This window comes from Streptomyces sp. NPDC021749, assembly GCF_040640655.1.
Lineage (GTDB): Bacteria > Actinomycetota > Actinomycetes > Streptomycetales > Streptomycetaceae > Streptomyces.
In genome coordinates this window covers 116,102-130,607 of the sequence record NZ_JBFACE010000003.1, presented here as the reverse complement: position 1 = coordinate 130,607, position 14,506 = coordinate 116,102, and the positions used below count along the sequence as shown (strand labels likewise).

9 protein-coding genes and 1 pseudogene are annotated in these 14,506 nt (G+C 72.6%); 5 read left to right on the top strand and 5 right to left on the bottom strand.

All coding sequences use genetic code 11. The annotated features are described in order from the left end of the window. Nucleotides 1–520: 520 nt before the first annotated feature. Entirely contained in the window at nt 521–3,310 is a 2,790-nt protein-coding gene (locus AB0G35_RS04240) for a hypothetical protein (protein WP_360943374.1), read from the bottom strand. A 127-nt stretch (nt 3,311–3,437) separates the two neighbouring features. On the opposite strand from AB0G35_RS04240, the gene AB0G35_RS04235 reads away from it, so the two are divergent. Beyond that, on the top strand, nt 3,438–3,659 hold the full coding sequence (locus AB0G35_RS04235) for a hypothetical protein (protein ID WP_360943371.1): 222 nt from the start codon (nt 3,438–3,440) through the stop codon (nt 3,657–3,659). Nucleotides 3,660–3,774: 115 nt separating this feature from the next. Continuing rightward, nucleotides 3,775–4,053: pseudogene (locus tag AB0G35_RS04230) on the top strand (STAS domain-containing protein); the annotation flags it as partial. Nucleotides 4,054–4,325: 272 nt separating this feature from the next. Here the strand turns inward: AB0G35_RS04230 and ppdK are convergent. Then, complete coding sequence (gene ppdK, locus AB0G35_RS04225; RefSeq protein ID WP_360943368.1) at nt 4,326–7,061, bottom strand: pyruvate, phosphate dikinase; 2,736 nt, start codon at nt 7,059–7,061, stop codon at nt 4,326–4,328. Between the two features lie 582 nt (nt 7,062–7,643). Next, nucleotides 7,644–8,228: a MarR family winged helix-turn-helix transcriptional regulator gene (locus AB0G35_RS04220; protein ID WP_360943822.1), complete on the bottom strand. Its 585-nt coding sequence runs from the start codon at nt 8,226–8,228 to the stop codon at nt 7,644–7,646. A 228-nt stretch (nt 8,229–8,456) separates the two neighbouring features. Between AB0G35_RS04220 and AB0G35_RS04215 the strand changes: the two genes are divergently transcribed. Then, entirely contained in the window at nt 8,457–9,089 is a 633-nt protein-coding gene (locus tag AB0G35_RS04215; protein ID WP_360943365.1) for a GNAT family N-acetyltransferase, read from the top strand. 46 nt (nt 9,090–9,135) lie between these two features. On the opposite strand, the gene dusB is transcribed toward AB0G35_RS04215, so the two are convergent. Beyond that, on the bottom strand, nt 9,136–10,266 hold the full coding sequence (gene dusB / locus AB0G35_RS04210; RefSeq protein ID WP_360943362.1) for a tRNA dihydrouridine synthase DusB: 1,131 nt from the start codon (nt 10,264–10,266) through the stop codon (nt 9,136–9,138). A gap of 192 nt (nt 10,267–10,458) precedes the next feature. On the opposite strand from dusB, the gene AB0G35_RS04205 reads away from it, so the two are divergent. Then, nucleotides 10,459–11,922, top strand: a complete 1,464-nt coding sequence (locus AB0G35_RS04205; protein ID WP_360943359.1) for an MFS transporter — start codon at nt 10,459–10,461, stop codon at nt 11,920–11,922. A gap of 50 nt (nt 11,923–11,972) precedes the next feature. Here the strand turns inward: AB0G35_RS04205 and AB0G35_RS04200 are convergent, their stop codons facing one another. Next, nucleotides 11,973–12,911, bottom strand: coding sequence for a helix-turn-helix transcriptional regulator (locus AB0G35_RS04200; RefSeq protein ID WP_360943356.1), 939 nt, complete (start codon nt 12,909–12,911; stop codon nt 11,973–11,975). Nucleotides 12,912–13,036: 125 nt separating this feature from the next. Here AB0G35_RS04200 and AB0G35_RS04195 point away from each other — a divergent pair, with 125 nt between their 5' ends. After that, nucleotides 13,037–14,464, top strand: a complete 1,428-nt coding sequence (locus AB0G35_RS04195; protein WP_360943819.1) for an MFS transporter — start codon at nt 13,037–13,039, stop codon at nt 14,462–14,464. Nucleotides 14,465–14,506: the final 42 nt, after the last annotated feature.

Genomic DNA, 14,506 nt, shown 5'->3' with positions numbered 1-14,506 from the left:
CCCGTGTTTCCGATCGCCATTTGCCGAACGCCGAATCGTCCCGTCGGTCACGCAGCCGGTGAAAGCTCAGGACGGTCTCCCACAGTGCGTCCGGGCGTGCCGCAATGCGCACACGGGCCAGATCGAGTCCACTGAAATGGACGCGTAACACCGAACCCCCACCCTTGGTTTCTTCCGACGGCCCCCGGCACGCCTGAGTATGCACGCCAACACGCGCGGTCACCATGCCCTTTTGGCCAGACTTGAAAGTCCTCGCGCCGCCCGGGGGGCGGCAGGAATGCTTGTACTCAATTCGACGGCGGCACGAACGGCCCGGATTGCTCGATCCCGTGGGGGGTGATGGGCAAACAGCCGCCCGCTCGGCAGCCCCGTCGAAGGCCGCCTTCCCGCGCCGACCGGGGTGGCGGCAGCTCCCGAGGGGGGAGTCCGGAGAAAGCGAGGGCGGCACCTCCGCACAGGTGCCGCCCTCGTCCGGTTGCCCTGCGGGGCCGCACCAGGGCGGGCCGTGCGGATCACCGCCTCACCCCCGGGTCCGCAGCAGCCCCTCCCACGCCTCCGTGTCCCCGGCGTCCACCGCCGTTCCGTAGAGCTCCGCCGCACGTCGCACGTCACCCTTCTCCTCCGTGAGTTGGGCGAGCGCACCCCAGGCAGCCACGTCTCCCAGGGCGGTCGCCGTGAGATAGGCCCGTTCGGCGCCTTCGAGGTCGCCGCCCTGCTCGCGTACCCGACCCAGGGCGGTCCACGCCCCCGTCGCGCCGGCCTCCCGCGCCCGGGCCACCGCCGCCTCCGAGCTCCGCCGGTCGCCGGCCCGCTCACGGATGCGGGAGAGCGCGGCCCAGGCTTCCGGATCCCCGTTCTCGGCTGCGGCGTTCGCGGCACGTTCGGCGCCCGCCCGGTCGCCCGCGGCCTCCCGGAGCCGCGCGAGCATGGTGCAGGCGTCGGTGTCCCCCGCCGCGGCGGCCGCCTCGGCCGCCACGTCCGCCGCCGCCGGCTCGCCCGCCTCCTCCCGCAGCCGGGCGAGGGCCACCCATGCCTCGGCGTCGCCCTGCCAGGCGGCCTTGCGGGCGGCCCGCTCGGCGCCCGCGCGGTCGTCGTTCTCCTCCCAGAGCCGGGCCAGTTGGGCCTGCGCGGTGACCGATCCGGCGGCGGCGGCCCTGCCCCAGGCGTGCGCCGCCCCCTCGGTGTCGCCGCGCTCCCGGCGGAGCCGGGCCAGTACGCTCCAGCCCTCGGCGTCCCGCCGCTCGCCGGCCTGCTCGGCCGCGCGCTCCGCCCCCGCCTCGTCCCCGCCGGCCCAACACAGCTGCACCAGATGGACATACGCCGTGGTGACCCCGGCGGCGCCGGCCGCGGCGTAGGCGGTCCCTGCCTCGGTCCGGTCGCCCGCCCGCTCGGCCAGCCGGGCCTGCCCCAGCAGCCCCCAGGGGTCTCCGGCGCGGGCCGCCCTGGCGTACGCCGCACCGGCGCCCCCGGGGTCCCCGGCGCCGTCCCGCAGCCGGGCGAGCGTCAGCCACGCCCGGGGGCAGCCCGCCTCCGCCGCCCGGGCAGCGGTCTCGTCGGCGCCCGTCCGGTCCCCGGCCGCTTCCCGGAGCCGGGCCAGGGCCGACCACGCCTGCCGCTCCCCCGCGCCGGCCGCCCGCGCATAGGCGTGGCACGCGCCGTCCCCGTCCCCGCTGGTCTCGCGCACGGCCCCCAGCACCGCCCAGGCACGGGCGCTGTCCGCCGCGGCCGTCTCCGCGCCGTCCCGGTCACCGGTCTCCTCCAGGAGCTGCGCGAGTGCCGGACGCGCCACCTCGCCGCCCCGCTCCACGGCGCACCGGTACAGCCGCACCGCATGGTCGTGGCGGTGGCGGTCGTGGGCCGCCTGGCCCATCGCGTACAGGTCGTCGACGGTGCGGGCATGGGCCGCCGCGGCCTCCCACAGCTGCTCGGGCGGGGCCAGGTGGGCGCGCCGCAGCCGCACGCTCTGGTCCAGGTAGTCGGCGGGGTGGTAGCCGTCCGCCGCTCCGAGGCCCGGCGCGACCCGGTCCGGCACCAGGGCGGACAGCGAGCCGGTCTCCTGGGCGCACAGACTGCGCAGGGCGGTGGCGAACCAGCCGCTGTCGTGCGTGACCCGGGCGGTCGTCGGCAGGTATCCGGCCACGGCCTCGGCGAGCAGTTCGCCGGGCAGTGCGCTGCCGTGACCGAGGCGACGGGCGTCGACGGCGGCCGTGACGACCGCGTGCTCGATCTCCGAGAAGGCGTTGCCGGGCCCGGTGTCGTACCGCCGGACCAGCTCCGGTCCGCCGGTCAGCTGCTGGATGACCCGGGCCCGGGCGCCGTCGCCGGACCACTGCGCCGCCGCGACGGCCGCCCGCATCCGCGGGTCCCGGACGGCGATCTTCCGGGCCTGCCCGAGCCCGTCGCCCAGGCCGTCCGGGACGTGGATCTCGGCCCGGTGGGTCTCCAGGAGGGCCCGCGCATGGGCGTACCGGTCGGCCGTCTCCAGGGTGCGCGACGCCACCTTGCGGGCGTACTCCGGCCACATGGTGCCGATGACGGCCACCGGAGTGACCCGGGCGAGGAGTTCCGCGAGGGCGCGGGCCGCTTCCTCCCCGGCCGGCTCGGTCAGATGGCGCTGCGCCTCGCCCAGCCAGACGACGGTGCGCGCGTCGACGGAGTCCGACGCGACCCACTCGACGAGCTCGTGCGCGCCGCGCGGCACCAGTACCGGCCAGGCCGGGAGTTCGCCGCGTACGGCCTCGAAGGCGGCGCGGGACTTGCCGGTCGACGACTGTCCGACCAGGAGCGCGAGGACGGACTGCCGGCCCTCGGCCGCGTGCCGCAGCCGGTCGCGGAGCAGCTCGTCGTGTTTGCGCGCGATGTAGGGGGTGAGGTCGTCGACACCGCTGCCGTCGACGGCGACCGCACGGTGCACCCCGAGGGAGAAGGCGCCCCAGTCCTCGGCCGTGCGCGGGGGCGGGCCCGGGTTCTCCTGGGCCGCGATCCACAGCTGCTTGGTCCGTACGACCACGTGCTCCGGGTCCTCGGCCCCGCCCGCCCGGGCCAGCACCGCGGCGACCGACTCCGCGTCGTGCAGACCGGGCAGTTTCGCGCCGCCCAGGATCCGGTTGACGGTGTCCTTCAAGGGCGAGCCGGGCAGGCCGTCGTCCTGGCCGATCGCGTCCGCGATCGCCTCCAGGGAAGGGGTGCCGGCGGCGAGGTAGAGGCGGTACAGGAAGCGCTTGAACTCCCGCAGTGCGCCCGGCGGCAGGCGTGGCGGGGCCAGCGGCCGTGGCCGGCGCCCCGGAGCGCGGTTCTCGACGCTTCCCATCGCTGTTCCCCCGCTCCCCACCGCATCCCGTCGCCACCCGTCGGCGGCCTCCCGCCCGCCGCCATCCTGATCCCCACGACGACAACGCGTCCAGCAGACGACGCATCACCTCATTCCGGAGGCAGAGTTGAACCCCTTCGCCACCCTCCTCACGCGGGGCACGGCCAACGCCCTGTACCGGGCCCTGACGGCGGCCCTCCTCGTCCTTCCCCTCCTGCTGGTCACGCTGGCCAGCGTGCCGGCTCTCGTGGTGCTGCCGTTCCTGCCGGACGGCAGCCGCCGCGCCGACCGCATCATCCGCCAACTGATCATCTGGACAAGGTCGTTGGCCGCGCGGGGCAGGGCGTAGACGGCGTACGCTGAGGCACGGGCACGCGGGCCGAGCAGGAGGAAGCGGGGGATACATGGAACCGATCGTGGACCGGTGTGGACGGAGCATCACCCACGAGCACCTCTCCGACGTCATGACCGTGGTCAAGGTCGTCGGCGAGATCGACGTCTACACGGCCCCGTTGTTGCGGGAGGCCCTCGTGGAGCTCATCAACGACAGGCACTACCAGCTGCTCGTCGATGTGAGCGAGGTGGACTTCCTCGACAGCACGGGAACCGGTGTGCTGGTCGGCGCCCTGAAGCGGACCTGGGTCCACGGCGGCCTGATCGGCGTCGTCAATCCCTCGCCCCGCATCCTGAAGGCGTTCCGGGGGGCCGGGCTGACCAAGGTGTTCCCGTTCTACAGCTCCGTCGCCAAGGGGGAGGAACTCCTGCCGCGGGTCATCGCCGCCCTCAACCGGAGACGCGGTGACGCCACCCCCGCCCGGCAGATCGCCTGATGAGGCGGCCGCGGACATCTGACATCACACGACCGAGGGCGGCACCTCCGCACAGGTGCCGCCCTCGTTGGGGTTCCGGAGCCGACGGCCGGGCTGGTGAGGGTTTTTGAGGTGGCCCCGCCGCCGGTTCCGGTGGTTCTCGTGCGGCACCGCGGGCGCGCAGGCGCCCGCGGTGCCTTCCTGGGTCAGCGGCTGTCGCTGCCCTTGGCCTCGGCCGCCGCCCGGCCCGCCTCCAGCCGTGCGACCGGGATGCGGAACGGGGAGCAGGAGACGTAGTCCAGGCCCGCCTCGTGGAAGAAGTGGACGGACTCCGGGTCGCCGCCGTGCTCACCGCACACGCCGAGCTTGAGGTCCGGGCGGGTGGCCCGGCCGGCCGCGGCGGCGTTGCGGACCAGCGAGCCCACACCGTCCTTGTCGATGGTCTCGAACGGGCTGACGCCGAAGATGCCCTTCTCCAGGTACGCGGTGAAGAAGCTGGCCTCGACGTCGTCCCGGGAGAAGCCCCAGACGGTCTGCGTGAGGTCGTTGGTGCCGAAGGAGAAGAAGTCGGCGGACTCGGCGATCTGACCGGCCGTGAGGGCGGCGCGGGGCAGCTCGATCATGGTGCCGAGGGTGAGCTTGAGTTCGACGCCGTAGGCCTTCTCGACCTCGGCGATGACCTGCTCGGCCTCCTCGCGGACGATCTCCAGCTCCTGGACGGTGCCGACGAGCGGGATCATGATCTCCGCACGCGGGTCGCCCTTGGCGTTCTTGCGCTCGGCGGCCGCCTCGGCGATCGCCCGCACCTGCATCGCGAACAGACCGGGGATGACCAGGCCGAGGCGCACACCGCGCAGACCCAGCATCGGGTTCTGCTCGTGCAGCTTGTGCACGGCCTGGAGGAGCCGCAGGTCGTTCTCGTGCTTCTCGTGGCGGGCCTCGGCCAGCGCGACCCGCACCGACAGGTCGGTGATGTCGGGCAGGAACTCGTGCAGCGGCGGGTCCAGCAGCCGTACCGTCACCGGCAGCCCGTCCATCGACTCGAACAGCTCGATGAAGTCGGCCTTCTGGAGCGGCAGCAGCTCGGCGAGCGCGGCGTCCTTGTCGGCGTCGGTGTCGGCCAGGATCAGGCGCTCGACCATCTCGCGGCGCTCACCGAGGAACATGTGCTCGGTGCGGCACAGGCCGATGCCCTGAGCGCCGAACCGGCGGGCGCGGGCGGCGTCCTCGGCGTTGTCGGCGTTGGCGCGGACCCGCAGCCGGCGGACCCGGTCCGCGTACGCCATGATCCGGTGGACGGCCTTGACCAGCTCGTCGGCGTCCTCGGCACCGGCGTGCATCCGGCCCTCGAAGTACTCCACGACCGGGGACGGCACGACCGGCACCTCACCGGCGTAGACCTTGCCGGTGGAGCCGTCGATGGAGACCACGTCGCCCTCCTCGATGACGGTCCCGTCCTGGGTCGTCATCCGGCGGGACTTGGTGTCGACCTCCAGCTCCTCGGCGCCGCAGACACAGGTCTTGCCCATGCCGCGGGCGACGACGGCGGCGTGCGAGGTCTTGCCGCCGCGGGAGGTGAGGATGCCCTCGGCGGCGATCATGCCGTTGAGGTCGTCGGGGTTGGTCTCGCGGCGGATCAGGATGACCTTCTCGCCGGAGCGCGACCACTTGACGGCGGTGTACGAGTCGAAGACGGCCTTGCCGACCGCCGCGCCCGGGGAGGCGGCGATCCCGCGGCCGATCATCTCGGACTTCGCGCCGAGGTCGAAGCGGGGGAACATCAGCTGCGCCAGCTGTGCGCCGTTGACCCGCTGCAGCGCCTCGGCCTCGTCGATCAGGCCCTGGTCGACGAGCTGGGTGGCGATCCGGAAGGCGGCACCGGCGGTGCGCTTGCCGACCCGGGTCTGCAGCATCCACAGCTTGCCGCGCTCGATGGTGAACTCGATGTCGCACAGGTCCTTGTAGTGCGTTTCGAGCGTCTCCATGATCTGCATCAGCTGGTCGTACGACGCCTTGTCGATCGACTCCAGCTCGGCAAGCGGCACGGTGTTGCGGATACCGGCGACGACGTCCTCGCCCTGCGCGTTCTGCAGGTAGTCGCCGTAGACGCCCTGCTGGCCGGAGGCGGGGTCGCGGGTGAAGGCGACGCCGGTGCCGGAGTCCGGGCCGAGGTTGCCGAAGACCATGGAGCAGACGTTGACGGCCGTGCCGAGGTCGCCGGGGATGCGCTCCTGGCGGCGGTAGAGCTTGGCGCGGTCGGTGTTCCACGAGTCGAAGACGGCCCTTATGGCGAGGTCCATCTGCTCGCGCGGGTCCTGCGGGAAGTCCCGGCCGGTCTCCTTGGCGACGATGTCCTTGAAGTCCGCGACCAGGCTCTTGAGGTCGGTGGCGTCCAGTTCGACGTCGACGCGGACGCCCTTGGCCCGCTTGGCCTCCTCCAGCGCCTCTTCGAAGAGCTCGCCGTCGACACCCAGCACCGTCTTGCCGAACATCTGGATCAGGCGGCGGTAGGAGTCCCACGCGAACCGCTCGTCACCGGCCTGTGCGGCGAGGCCGGAAACCGACGCATCGGAGAGGCCGATGTTGAGGACGGTGTCCATCATGCCGGGCATGGAGAACTTCGCCCCGGAACGCACCGATACGAGCAGCGGGTCGTCGGCCTGGCCGAGCTTCTTGCCCATCTTCTGCTCAAGGGCATCGAGGTGCTCGGAGACCTCGGCACGGAGTGCCGCCGGCTCGGTGCCGCTCTCCAGGTAGACCTTGCAGGCCTCGGTGGTGATCGTGAACCCCGGAGGGACGGGAAGTCCCAGGTTGGTCATCTCGGCGAGGTTCGCGCCCTTGCCACCGAGGAGGTCCTTGAGGTCTCTGTTGCCCTCGGTGAAGTCGTAGACGAACTTCGCGGACGAAGGCTGGTTTACGTGGGGATCTTGTGTTTCCGACACGGCACTGACTCCTCGCCGACGGGCTGCCCTGACGGCGAGGAACATACCCAGATCGAAGGCGTATGGGTACGTCCACTTGGTCGACATACGTGCGTAACCGGCTGTCAGCCACCAGATCGAAAGTGATCACCCGCTCAGCAGTCAGTTCATTACCCGAATGCATCACTGCGAAGCGTGATCGTAGAAGGCCTGTATGTGATACGGAGCGCGATGATCGTGTTCATTGATCGAACAGACGATGGGTGGCACCCGGTGCCACCTTTCCGAGAGGTGGAGTCGGCATTTTGCGCTCATCTGAGCGCATCCCCTATCAGGGGTGGCGAGAATCACGCGCTCATGTGTGCCGTGGTCCCATCATTTGGACCCTCCCGGCCGTCAGTCGATCAAGGAAACCGTCGCGCAGCGCCCTCGTCCGCACACCCGCGGCAGACCGCTCGCTACGCAATTCGGCCACCTGGCGCACGGAAGCCGAGTACAGAGAGGGTCCGCCGGTGCGGAGCGTCGCTATCCGGCCATAGTTCCCGGCCGGGCCGGAACGCGGCCCGGGGGCCCGGCGTCGTATACGACCGGGCGGGCGGACCCTCACAGCGCACCGGCTCCCTTCGGCCGGCGGCCGCTGCGGCGCGGCGGCGGGTCGCGGCCGTCGAGCAGTTCCAGCCGCCGTTCCGCGCCGCGGTGCTCCACCTGAGCCACGATCCGGCGCAGCAGCTCCGCCAGGTCCAGCGCCTCGTCGTCGCTCAGCCCGCCGGTCACGAAGACCTCTTCGTCGTGGAACTCCGGGAAGAGCCGGGCCATCAGCCGCTCCCCCTCGGACGTGAGGGAGAGGAGCGCGAGCCGCCCGTCGACGGGGTGCGCCCGGCGCTCCAGCAGACCGCGGTTCTGCAGGGTGCGGGCGACGCCGGTGAGCGTGCCCTTGGAGATGCCGGCCTCCTCGGCGACCTGGCGGGTCTCGCGTTCGCCGCCGATCCACACCACCCAGAGCACGACGAAACCGGTCCAGGTCAGATCGGCGCCGCGCAGCGCGGAGTTCTCGAAGTGCTGGCGCACCGCGGCCGCGGCCCGGTAGATGCCCGCCACCGCCGCCATCTGCTCGGGGCGCACCGGCAGGTCCCCGACCCTGGCCCGGACCGCCCGCTCCACCTCCCCGAGCGAACGGTCCCCGCTCAGCACGACTGCGTCCTCGTCACGGCGGCTCCTTCGCGGTCAACCTGCCCGAATTCCGGCATTCGGCCTCAAACGGTACGCGGCTGCCGCCGCCATCCCCGCACGCCGCGCCCGAATCCCCCACCGCCCGGCATAAAGAGGTACCCCGACGCCCCCTCATCGCGTAATGTGCGCACCCGGGCGGCACCTCTTACTCACTCTCACCAACAACCGCCTCTCGGGGAGGACTTGATGCTTTCGGAACTCGTCGGCACGTGGGGAGCCGGCTGGGCGGTATCGCGCGGCACTCCGGAGCCGGTCGCCGAGCCCTGGGGCCTGTACATCGAGGTCGGCCTGCCCGGCCAGGTCGGGCGGCACGTCCTGCCCGAGGCCACCGAGGCCGCGGTGCGCGCGGCCACCGCGTCGGTGACCGTGCCCGACACCTGGCTCAAGGTATGTCTGGAGGACGCGGAGGTCGAGCGCTGGCTCCCGGCGGGCTGGCAGGCCGACCGGGAGGACGCCGGCCACCTGATGGCCACCGATCTGCGGACCACACATCCGGTGACGCCCGACGGCTACACCACCTCCATGGAACACCGCGCCGGCGTGACCTACGTACGGGTGCACGACGCGGCCGGCACGCTCGCCGCGAAGGGCCAGATGGCCGTCCTCGGCGACACCACCGTCGTCGACCGCGTCGAGACCCATGCCGCCCACCGCCGCCGCGGCCTCGGCAGCGTGGTCATGCGCACCCTCGCCGACCAGGCCGTGGCGGAGGGCGCCCATGTCGGCGTCCTGGGCGCCACCGACGAGGGCCGGGCCCTTTACGAGTCCCTGGACTGGAAGCGGCACGCCCCGCTGGCGGCCTGCGTGTACCGGCCGTAAAGCCTGCGCGTACCGACCGTAAAGGACGTCGGGCCGAGGGGCGGGGTCAGCCGCCGGACGTGTCCAGCTCCGCGTCCGCGCTGACGCCCGCGCAGTCGTACGGGTCGTCCAGCCAACCGTCGGGGAGGACCACGCGGTTGCGGCCGGAGGTGCGGCCGCGGGGGCCGTCGGCGCCGGTGGGCCAGGGCTGGTCGAGGTCCAGCTCGCCCAGCAGGTCGGAGAGTTCGTTGAGGGAGGAGGACACCGCGAGGCTCCGGCGCATCTCCGAGCCGATCGCGAAGCCCTTGGTGTACCAGGCGACGTGCTTGCGGAAGTCGATGACGCCGCGCGCCTCGTCGTTCAGCCACTCGCCGAGCAGCGTGGCGTGCCGCAGCATGACGTCGGCGACCTGCTTCATCGTCGGCCGGGCGTAGTCCTCGGGGCGGCCCTCGAAGGCGGCGACGAGATCGCCGAAGAGCCACGGCCGGCCCAGGCATCCGCGTCCCACGACGACGCCGTCGCAGCCGGTCTCGCGCATCATCCGGACCGCGTCGTCCGCGGACCAGATGTCGCCGTTGCCCAGGACGGGGATCTCCCCGACGTGGTCCTTCAGGCGCGCGATGGCGTCCCAGTCGGCGGTGCCGCCGTAGTGCTGGGCGGCCGTGCGGCCGTGCAGGGCGATCGCGGTCACCCCCTCCTCGACGGCGATCCGGCCGGCGTCCAGGTAGGTGATGTGGTCGTCGTCGATGCCCTTGCGCATCTTCATGGTCACCGGCAGCCCGCCGGCGTTCGCCACCGCCTCGCGCAGGATGGAGCGGAGCAGCGGGCGCTTGAACGGCAGGGCCGAGCCGCCGCCCTTGCGGGTCACCTTGGGGACCGGGCAGCCGAAGTTCAGATCGATGTGGTCGGCGAGGTCCTCCTCCGCGATCATGCGGGCGGCCTTGCCGACGGTGTCCGGGTCGACGCCGTACAGCTGGATCGAGCGCGGCTTCTCCGTCGCGTCGAAGTGGATCAGCTGCATGGTCTTCTCGTTGCGCTCGACCAGCGCCCGGGTCGTGATCATCTCGCTGACGAACAGGCCCTTGCCCGCGGAGAACTCCCGGCAGAGCGTCCGGAACGGGGCGTTGGTGATCCCGGCCATGGGCGCGAGGACCACGGGCGGCTGCACCGTGTGCGGACCGATCTGCAGCAGCGACATGGAGCGATACCTTCGACTTTCTCCGGCGGTTCTCTTCGGTTTCCCGGGGTTCCGGGGCGGCGGTACGGGGCGGGCGGTCCGGGCCTTGCGGGTCCGCGCGCCGCGGACGACCGGCTGCGGCCTCCCATTGTCCCGCACCGCGCCCGCTGCCCCGCCAGGACCGTACCGCCGGGATCGTTGTAGCGTTCAAGGATGCCCGATCTCAGCCGTCGACGGCGTCTGCTCGTGCTGGCGATCTGCTGTCTGAGCCTGCTGATCGTCAGCCTGGACAACACCGTCCTCAACGTCGCCCTGCCGTCCATGCAGCGCGAGCTGCACGCCTCGGTCTCGGGGATGCAGTGGACCATCGACGCCTACACGCTGGTGCTGGCGTCGCTGCTGATGCTGGCCGGCTCGACCGCCGACCGGCTCGGCCGGCGGCGGATCTTCCTGATCGGGCTGGTGGTCTTCGCGCTCGGGTCGCTGCTGTGCAGTCTGGCGCCCGATCTGGAATGGCTGGTGGTCTTCCGGATGGTGCAGGCGGTCGGCGGCTCGATGCTCAACCCCGTCGCGATGTCGATCATCACCAACACCTTCACCGACCCCCGGGAGCGGGCCCGCGCCATCGGGGTCTGGGGCGGCGTCGTCGGCATCAGCATGGCGGCCGGGCCGGTGGTCGGCGGGCTGCTGGTGCAGAGCGTCGGCTGGCGCTCGATCTTCTGGATCAACGTCCCGATCGGCGCGCTGGCGCTCTTCCTCACCCTGCGGTACGTGCCGGAGTCCCGCGCCCCGAAGCCGCGCCGGGTCGACCCGGTCGGCCAGCTGCTGGTGATCACGCTGCTCGGCTCGCTGACGTACGCGATCATCGAGGCGCCGGACGCCGGCTGGGCATCGGCGGAGATCCTGGCGTTCGTGCTGGTGGCGCTGGTCTCACTGGGGGCACTGATCGGCTACGAGCGGCGCCGGCGGGAGCCGCTGATCGATCTGCGGTTCTTCCACAGCGCGCCGTTCAGCGGGGCCACCATCGTGGCGGTCAGCGCGTTCGCCGCGCTCGGCGGCTTCCTGTTCATCAACACGCTGTACCTGCAGAACATCCGCGGTCTCTCGGCCCTGGAGGCCGGGCTCTACATGCTGCCGATGGCCGGGATGACGCTGTTCTTCGCGCCGCTGTCGGGCCGGCTGGTCGGCAACCGCGGCCCCCGGCTGCCGCTGCTGCTGGCCGGTACGACGATGGGCGCGAGCGGGCTGCTCTTCGCGGCGTTCGACGCCCAGTCGACGAACTGGCTGCTGTTCCCCGGCTACGTCCTCTTCGGCATCGGGTTCGGCCTGGTCAACGCGCCGATCACCAACACGGCGGTGTCCGGGATGCCGCGCGCCCAGGCCGGGGTGGCCGCCGCCGTGGCCTCCACCAGCCGTCAGGTGGGGCAGTCGCTCGGCGTCGCGGTGATCGGCGCCGTATTGGCGAGCGGGGCGCATGCGGCGGCCACCGCGGACGAGTTCATCGCGGCCGGCCGCCCGGCCTGGTGGATCATCACCGGCTGCGGCGCGGCCGTCCTGCTGCTCGGCGCGCTGACCACGGGCCGCTGGGCGAAGGCCACCGCGCGGCACACGGCGGAACTGTTCGAGGAGGACGAGCGGAGCGGGGCGGCGACGCGGGCGCCGGGCCGCAGCGCCTGAGAGGCCGCGGGGCCGCCCCGTCCTGCGTCCCGCCCGCGGGGCGAGCTACGTCACGCAGGGGCGAGCACCAGCCTCTCCAACTGCTCCAGCCGCTCCCGTGAGGTCTCGTCCACCGGTGTGTAGGAGAGCAGCTTGGGCCCGGAAGTGGGCCCCGTCCACAGGCTGGTGGCGGTCAGTTCGAGCAGACCCACCCGTGGGTGGCGGAAGAGCTTGACGGAACTGACCGGGCGGACCACCTCGTGCTGGGCCCAGATCTCGCGGAACTCCTGCGAGGCCTCGGTCAGCCGTGCCACCAGCGCCTTCCAGGCCGGCTCGGCGACGTGCTCGGCCATCGAGGCGCGGAACTTCGCGGCCATCACCCGCATCGCGGCGTCCAGGTCGACCACGCTCGCCCGCCACTGGGGGTGGGTGAACGCCAGCCACATGCAGTTGCGGTCCTCCTCGGGCAGCGCGTCGAGGTCGCACAGCAGCTGCCCGTAGGTGCTGTTGTAGGCGAGGATGTCGAACCGGCTGTTCTGGACGACGGCGGGGAACGGCGAGAGCTGGTCGAGGAGCTGGCGCAGGGCCCGCGGGACGCCGGTGCACTCCTTGCCCGGCACGGGGTCGACGGCGCCGGCGAGCGCGAAGAGATGACTGCGCTCGGCGCGGTCGAGCAGCAGCGCACGGGCCACCGCGTCGAGGACCTGGGGCGATACGTGGATGTCCCGGCCCTGTTCGAGCCAGGTGTACCAGGTGACGCCGACCGCGCCGAGGTGCGCGACCTCCTCGCGGCGCAGTCCCGGCGTGCGGCGGCGGGCGCCGCGAGGCAGGCCGACCTGCTCGGGGGTGATCCGCTCGCGCCGGCTGCGGAGGAAGGCGGCCAACTCGGCGCGGCGGGCGGCGTCGTCGCGCGGGGGTGCGGCGCCCGTGGGGCGGGCCGGCCCGGACGGCGGGGTCGTGGCGGCGCCGGGCGGTGTGGCAGCCTGCGTCAGGGTCGCGTCGACGGTCATGCCACCAGCGTGCCGCAGCGCCCAGGCGGTTGCCAGGTAGCAGTGATACCAGGATAAGGACGCACTGGTACCCGTCTGAGCACTCGACGATCGTCGTCTCCGTGAGCGAGACCCGAGCACAGACCATCCCTGTTCAAACCCCGGCCGGCGCCCCACCACAGGCATCGGCCGCCGCCGCCCTGACGCCGCTCGGCCTGCTGACCGTGCTGCTGGGCGCGGCCCTCCCGATGATCGACTTCTTCATCGTCAACGTCGCCCTGCCGACCATCGACCACGACCTGCACGCGGGACCCGCGATGCTGGAGATGGTGGTGGCCGGATACGGCGTCGCCTACGCCACGCTGCTGGTCCTGGGCGGGCGGCTCGGGGACATGATCGGCCGGCGCCGGCTGTTCCTGTGGGGCCTGGCCACCTTCGGCCTGACCTCGCTGGCGTGCGGCCTCGCTCCGGACGCCGCGACGCTGGTGGCCGCCCGGGTGGCCCAGGGGGCCTCGGCGGCACTGCTGCTGCCCCAGGTCCTGGCCACCATCCAGGCCACGACCACCGGGAAGCGGCGCGCCAAGGCCGTCAGCCTGTACGGCGGCACGGCCGGGGTCTCCAGCGCCGTCGGCCAGGTGGTCGGCGGGCTGCTGGTCTCGGTCGACCTGGCGGGCTCCGGCTGGCGGGCGGTCTTCCTGGTGAACGTCCCGATCGCCGCGGCGGCCTGGCTGCTGGCCGCCCGTACGGTCCCCGAGACCCGCTCCCCGCACCCGACCCGGGTCGACGGCCCCGGCACGGTCCTGCTGGCCGTCTCGCTGGTCACGCTGCTGCTGCCGCTGACCGAGGGGCGCGCGGCCGGCTGGCCCCTGTGGTCCTGGCTCCTGCTGGCCGTCTTTCCGTGCGCCGGTGTCGCGTTCTTCCTGGTGGAGCGGCGCACCGAGCGCAGCGGCCGGACCCCGCTCGTCCCGCCGTCGCTCCTGCGCATCCCGTCGGTGAACAGCGGTCTCACCATGATCGTGCCGTTCTCGGTGGGCTTCGGCGGCTTCATGTTCGTGGTGGCCGTCGCGCTCCAGACCGGCCTCCACTACGGCCCGTTGGCGGCCGGCCTGTCCCTGCTGCCGCTCTGCCTCACCTTCTTCGTCGCCTCCCTGGCGGGACCGCGGCTGGTGGGGCGCTTCGGACGGCGGGTGGTCTTCACCGGCTCGCTGATCCAGGGTGCCGGGCTGATCGCGCTGGCGCTGACCGTGCACGCGGGCTGGCCGGGCGTCTCGGTGGCCGGTCTCGCGCCGAGCATGGCCCTGCTCGGCCTCGGTCAGGGGCTGGTGCTGCCGGTCCTGATGCGCATCGTGCTGAGCGAGCTGCCGGTGGCGCAGGCGGGCGTGGGCGGCGGGGTCATGGTCACCACCCAGCAGTCCGGCCTGGCGCTGGGCGTGGCCACCCTCGGCACGCTCTTCCTCGCGCTCATGCCGTCCGTCGGCATCCGCGATGCCCTGCTGGCGGCGCTGCTGACGCAGCTGGCGATCGTCGCGGGCACCACGGTCCTGGCCCTGCGCCTGCCGCGCGCACTGCGCTGACCTGCGGGAACACGGGGACACGACGGAACGGGGAGATGACCT